This is a genomic window from Solimonas soli DSM 21787, assembly GCF_000474945.1.
Classification (GTDB): domain Bacteria; phylum Pseudomonadota; class Gammaproteobacteria; order Nevskiales; family Nevskiaceae; genus Solimonas; species Solimonas soli.
In genome coordinates, this window is the sequence record NZ_AXDW01000035.1 from 1 (window position 1) to 5,769 (window position 5,769).

6 protein-coding genes are annotated in these 5,769 nt (G+C 70.6%); all 6 read right to left on the reverse strand.

Going from position 1 to position 5,769, the window contains the following annotated elements; all coding sequences use genetic code 11:
- Positions 1–1,458, reverse strand: a 1,458-nt coding sequence (locus K344_RS21455; RefSeq protein WP_043114425.1) for an MCP four helix bundle domain-containing protein, incomplete at its 3' end; no start/stop codon positions are given.
- A gap of 161 nt (positions 1,459–1,619) precedes the next feature.
- Complete coding sequence (locus K344_RS0111980) at positions 1,620–2,123, reverse strand: chemotaxis protein CheW (RefSeq protein WP_051362177.1); 504 nt, start codon at positions 2,121–2,123, stop codon at positions 1,620–1,622.
- A 14-nt stretch (positions 2,124–2,137) separates the two neighbouring features.
- Entirely contained in the window at positions 2,138–4,123 is a 1,986-nt protein-coding gene (locus K344_RS0111985) for a chemotaxis protein CheA (protein ID WP_028080870.1), read from the reverse strand.
- A gap of 14 nt (positions 4,124–4,137) precedes the next feature.
- Entirely contained in the window at positions 4,138–4,506 is a 369-nt protein-coding gene (locus K344_RS0111990) for a response regulator (RefSeq protein ID WP_028080871.1), read from the reverse strand.
- On the reverse strand, positions 4,503–4,820 hold the full coding sequence (locus K344_RS0111995; protein WP_051362178.1) for an STAS domain-containing protein: 318 nt from the start codon (positions 4,818–4,820) through the stop codon (positions 4,503–4,505). The genes K344_RS0111990 and K344_RS0111995 overlap by 4 nt, the downstream gene beginning before the upstream one ends.
- A gap of 71 nt (positions 4,821–4,891) precedes the next feature.
- Positions 4,892–5,769 (reverse strand): methyl-accepting chemotaxis protein (locus tag K344_RS21460; protein WP_043114424.1); only part of this gene is annotated, 878 nt, incomplete at its 5' end.

A 5,769-nucleotide genomic window follows, 5' to 3' on the forward strand; every position in this document is an offset into this window, starting at 1 on the left:
CGACGCCGTTTCCTCCAGGCTCGCCGCCTGCTGCTCGGTCCGCGACGACAGGTCCGAGTTCCCCGCCGCAATCTCCCGCGCCGCCGTGTTGATGGCCGCCGCGGCCTGCTGGATCTGCTGCACGATCTGCGCGAGCTGGCGCACGGTCGCGTTGGCGCTGTCCTTCATGCGCGCGAAGGCGCCTTCGAAATCCTGCTCGATCGTGCGGTTCAGGTCGCCTTCGGCGAGCGCGCCGAGCACGGCTTCGACTTCCCGGAGACTGCCGTCGCTGACATCCATCAGGCGGTTCAGGTCGACGATCATGTTGCGGAACTCGAACTGGAAGCGCTCCGCGTCGCCGCGCACGCTGAAATCGCCGCGCGCCGCGGCGGCGGTGAGCAGCTTGATCTGTTCGTTGATGCTCCGCAGATTCTGCTTGGCGGTGTCCATGGCCTGCGTCAGCACCGCCTTCTTGCCGGGCAGGCGGTCCATGTCGACCGACAGGTCGCCGACCGCGTAGCGCGAGATCACCTCGGCCAGGCGCAGCTTCACGGCGATGTGCGCGGCGACCAGCTCGTTGAGCTGGGTCGCGATCTGCGCGTAGGTGCCCGGGAACGCCTGCGCATCCATGCGGTAGTCGAGATCGCCCAGCTCGTGCTGGCGCGCCATTTCCTGCTGCGCGGCCGAGAAGCGCCGCAGCATTTCTGCCATCGAGCGCATCGCCTCGAGCAGCTGGCCGGCCTCGTCGCGGCTGTCGGCGCGCACCTGCACATCGAAATCGCCTTCGGCGACCGCCCTGGCGGCGGCCACGGCCTGGCGCAGCGGGCGCGTGATCGAGCGGCTGATCAGCCAGCCGCCGCCGATGCTGAGCATCAGCACGGCGATGACGCCGACGGCGATCATCACGACCGAGCGCTGCAGGCCGGCGGAGGATTGCACGCCGAGCGCATCGAGCGCCGCCGAATTGAAGTCGAGGTCCTTGTCGATCGCCTCGGCCGTCGCGCGGCGCGCCGCCTTCAGCTCGCCGTTCAGCAGGGCGGCGGCTTCCTTGAAACGCCGGTTCTCGACGTGCTCGCGCAGGGCGTCGTCGAGCGCGAAGTAATTCCTTCGCTGCGCGTCGACGGCGGCACTCAGCTGCGCCTCCTCCTCGCCGCGGGCCGTCGATCTGTAGGCCGCGAAGGCGTCGTCGAACTGCGTGCGCGTCTTGCCGAGCCGGGCGATGTAGTCGTCGCGCAGCTGCGCGTCATTGCCGGCGCCGACGAGCTGGATCTGATAGATGCGGTACTCGGAGAGCGCCGTGCGCATGTTCATCAGCTTCTGCACCGCCGGCACCCAGTTGGTCAGCAGGCTTTGCACCTGATGCTCGGAGGCGACGAGGCGGTACAGCGAGAAGCCGCCCAGCGCGACGGTGAAGGTCGAAGCGATCAGGCAGGCCAGCAGGAGCTTCGTGGCGATCGGCAGATTCTTGATGAGCTTCATGTTGTGGATCCGGTGAGGCGCGACGGCGCCGGCCCGCGGCCGGCGAACGCAACGCTGCTTGTCCATGCGCAGCGGCATCGTGCTGCGCTCCTCGCCCGATAGCGGCGGGCGCCGGTGCTTCTGAACGTCCCGCGGTGACGGCCGGCGGTCCGCGGCGCGGCTCAGGCGGCCTGCGCGGCGGCTTCGCCGATCAGGCCGATGTCGGCCGAGCTCAGCAGCTTCTCGATGTCGACCAGGATCAGCATGCGCTCGTCGCGCGTGCCAAGGCCGGTGATGAAGCGCGTGTCGATCGCGCTGCCGAACTCGGGCGCCGGGCGGATGTCGCCGGCCGCCAGTTCGACGACGTCCGACACGCCGTCGACGACCATGCCGACGATGCGCTTGCCGACATTGAGGATCACCATCACCGTGAATTCGTCGTAGCGCACGTCGGCGAGACGGAACTTCAGGCGCAGATCGACGACCGGCACGATGGTGCCGCGCAGATTGATCACGCCCTTCATGAAGTCGGGCGCGCCGGGCATGCGCGTGACGGTGTCGTAGCCGCGGATCTCCTGGACCTTGAGGATGTCGACGCCGTACTCCTCGCCGCCGAGCGTGAAGGTGAGGAACTCGCGGACGATGTCGGCGGCGGCTCCGGCGGGATGGGCGTTGACGGCTTCCATGGTGAAGGCTCCGGTCAGGCAGCGGCGGCGCGCGTGGCGATGCGCACGATCTCGCCGACGTCGGCGATCAGTGCGACACGGCCGTCGCCGAGGATGGTCGCGCCCGAGATGCCCGGCACGCGCTTGTAATGGGTCTCGAGGCTCTTGATGACGACCTGCTGCTGGCCGACCAGCGCGTCGACCAGCAGGGCCACCTTGCGCCGCTCGGCCTCGACGATGACGAGGATCGCCTCGTGCGCCGCCCTCGGCCGCGCCGGCAGCGAGAACCAGTCGTGCAGCGCGACCAGCGGCAGGTATTCGTCGCGCACGCGCGCCACCTGGCCCTGGCCGGCGACGCGCTTGATCTGCGCCTCCTGCGGCTGCAGCGATTCGATGATGCTCGGCAGCGGCAGGATGAAGATGTCGTCGCCGACGGCGACCGACATGCCGTCGACGATCGCCAGCGTCAGCGGCAGGCGGATCGTCACCGTCATGCCGTGGCCGGCTCGCGAGGCCAGCTCGACGCGGCCGCCGAGCGATTCGATGTTGCGCTTGACGACATCCATGCCGACGCCGCGGCCGGACACGTCGGTGACCTGCGCGGCGGTCGAGAAGCCGGGCGCGAAGATCAGCTGCCAGACGTCGCCGTCGCTCATCGACGACGCCTCGCAGGCGATGCCGCGCTCGCCCGCCTTGGCGAGGATGCGCGCGCGATCGAGGCCGGCGCCGTCGTCGGCGACCTCGATGACGATGTGGCCGCCCTGGTGCGACGCGCGCAGGCTCAGCGTGCCCACCGCGTCCTTGCCGGCACGCCGGCGCGCCTCGGCGGTCTCGATGCCGTGATCGAGGCTGTTGCGCACCAGGTGCGTGAGCGGATCGGCGATCTTCTCGATCACGCTCTTGTCGAGTTCTGTGCTCTCGCCGAAGGTCCGCAGGCGTACCTGCTTGCCGAGGCGCGCGGCGAGGTCGTGCACCACGCGCGGGAAGCGCGAGAACACCGCCTCGACCGGCAGCATGCGCGTCGACATCACCGCGTCCTGCAGATGGCGCGTGTGGCGGTCGAGCTGCGCGAGGCCCTGCAACAGCGCCTCGGCGACGGCCGGATCGAGGCGCGTGGCCTGCTGCTGAAGCATGGCCTGGGTGATCACCAGTTCGCCGACCAGGTCGATCATCGCGTCGATCTTCGCCGTCGACACGCGGATCGACGCACCGTCGCCGCGCGCCGCCTCGCCACGCGCCGCTTCGGCGCGCGCGGCGGCGCTCGCGGGCGCGGGCGGCGGCGCCTCGGCGACGGCGGGCGGCGGCACGGTCGCGGCGAGCGGCGCGATGTCCAGCGTGCACTCGTCCTCGACCCAGGCGAACAGCTCGACGATCGCCTCGCGCGTCACGTCGCCGCGCAGGACGATGTCCCAGGACAGGTGGCAGCTCTCGGCGTCGAGCGCGGCGAAGCGCGGCAGCGCGGCGTCGCGCACGCGCACCTCGATCGCGCCGAGCGCGGCCAGCTCGCGCAGGATGCGCAGCGGATCGTTGCCGCTGGCGAACAGGCTGGCGTGCGGCGCGAAGACGATGCGCCAGCCGCCGGCCTGGTCGGCGGCCGCCGCTTGGGCGGGCGCCGCGGCCGGCGCGGCGGCGCCGCGCAGGCAGGCTTCGAGTTCGGCGTGGATGGCGTCGGCCGGCGCGCGATCGGCGGCCTGTTCGTCGCGCGCGGCGATGAGCAGCTGGCGCAGCGCATCGCTGGCGCGCAGCAGCAGATCGATGTCGGCCGCGCTCGGCGCGCGACGGCCGGCGCGCATCTCGTCGAGCAGCGCCTCCAGCACATGCGTGTAGTCGCTGATGTCGGAGAAGCCGAAGGTGCCGGCGCCGCCCTTGATCGAGTGCGCGGCGCGGAAGATGCCGTTCAGCGTCTCGGCATCCGGGCATGCCGGATCGAGCCGCAGCAGCGCCGCCTCCATCGTGTCCAGGCCTTCGAAGCTCTCCTCGAAGAAGGCGCGATGAAAACGCTTGAGATCGATGCCGGCCATGTCGGGGCCCGCCCTCAGCCGAGCACGCGCTGCACGGTGGCGATCAGCTGCTCCGGATTGAAAGGCTTCACCAGCCAGCCGGTCGCGCCGGCCGCCTTGCCTTCCTGCTTCTTCTCCGGACCCGACTCGGTGGTCAGCATCAGCAGCGGCGTGAACTTGTAGTTCGACAGCTGGCGCAGCTGGCGCACCAGGCTGATGCCGTCCATGCGCGGCATGTTGACGTCGCAGAGCACCAGCTTGAACGGCTCGCGCTGCGCCATCTCGTAGGCTTCCTGGCCGTCGGCGGCCTCGGCGACTTCGAAACCGGCGTCACGCAGGGTGAACGCCACCATCTGGCGCATCGACGCCGAATCGTCGACCGCGAGTATGCGCACCTGGCTCATGCCGGCGCTCCTTTGAAGTTGAGCAGGGATTCGAGACCGGCGATGCGCACCGCGTCGGCGAACGCGGCGCTGGCGCCGCCCCAGCCGGTGACGCGACCGGCGTCGCGGCGCTCGCGGCAGAACGCCGCGAGCAGCTGCAGCGCGCCGGCGTGCAGGCGCGTGCTGTCGCCGGCGTCGAGCGTCAGCGCCTCGGCCTCGAGCTGCGCCGCGAGCGCATCGCGCAGCGCGCCGACGTGCTCGATGCCGAGATCGGCCGGCAGGCGCAGCACGGGCGCGGCCGGCGCGTCGGTACGGTGGGGAGCGGAGGAGGACATGGGTGCGTGGGCGGACCGATTCAGTACGTCGTTGCAGGAGCTAGCGGCACGGTGGCGGGGCTTCTTTAGCCTCAGAACTCGTTCCACTGCTCGTCGCTGCGCGCCTTCGCCGGCGCAGCGCCGCCGCGCTTGGCCGCGCCCGGCCGCGCCGCCGACGAAGGCGGCCGGATCGGCTTGGCCGCGCGCTGGGCGGCCTCGCCTTGTGCAGGCGTCGCGGCTTCCGTCAGCCTGAAGCGCGCGACCGAGGCGGCGAGGCCCGAGGCCTGTTCCTCCAGAGAACGCGCCGAGGCCGAGGCTTCCTCCACCAGCGCCGCGTTCTGCTGCGTCACTTCGTCCATCTGCGTGATCGTCTGGTTCACCTGCTCGATGCCCTGGCTCTGCTCCTGCGACGCCGCCGTGATCTCGCCCATGATGTCCGTCACCCGCTTCACGCTGCCGACGATCTCGTCCATCGTCCGCCCCGCCTGCTCCACCAGCTTGGCGCCGGTGCCGACCCGATCGCTCGAATCGACGATCAACGCCTTGATCTCCTTGGCCGCCGAGGCGCTGCGCTGCGCCAGGTTGCGCACCTCGCTCGCCACCACCGCGAAGCCCCGGCCCTGTTCCCCCGCGCGCGCCGCTTCCACCGCCGCGTTCAGGGCGAGAATGTTGGTCTGGAAGGCGATGCCGTCGATCACGCCGATGATGTCGGCGATCTTCTTGCTCGCCTCCGAGATCGACGCCATCGTCGTCACCACTTCCGCCACCACCGCGCCGCCCTTCACCGCCACGTCCGAGGCGCCGATCGCCAGCTGGTTCGCCTGCCGCGCGTTCTCGGCGTTCTGCTTCACCGTCGAGGTCAGCTCTTCCATCGACGACGCCGTTTCCTCCAGGCTCGCCGCCTGCTGCTCGGTCCGCGACGACAGGTCCGAGTTCCCCGCCGCAATCTCCCGCGCCGCCGTGTTGATGG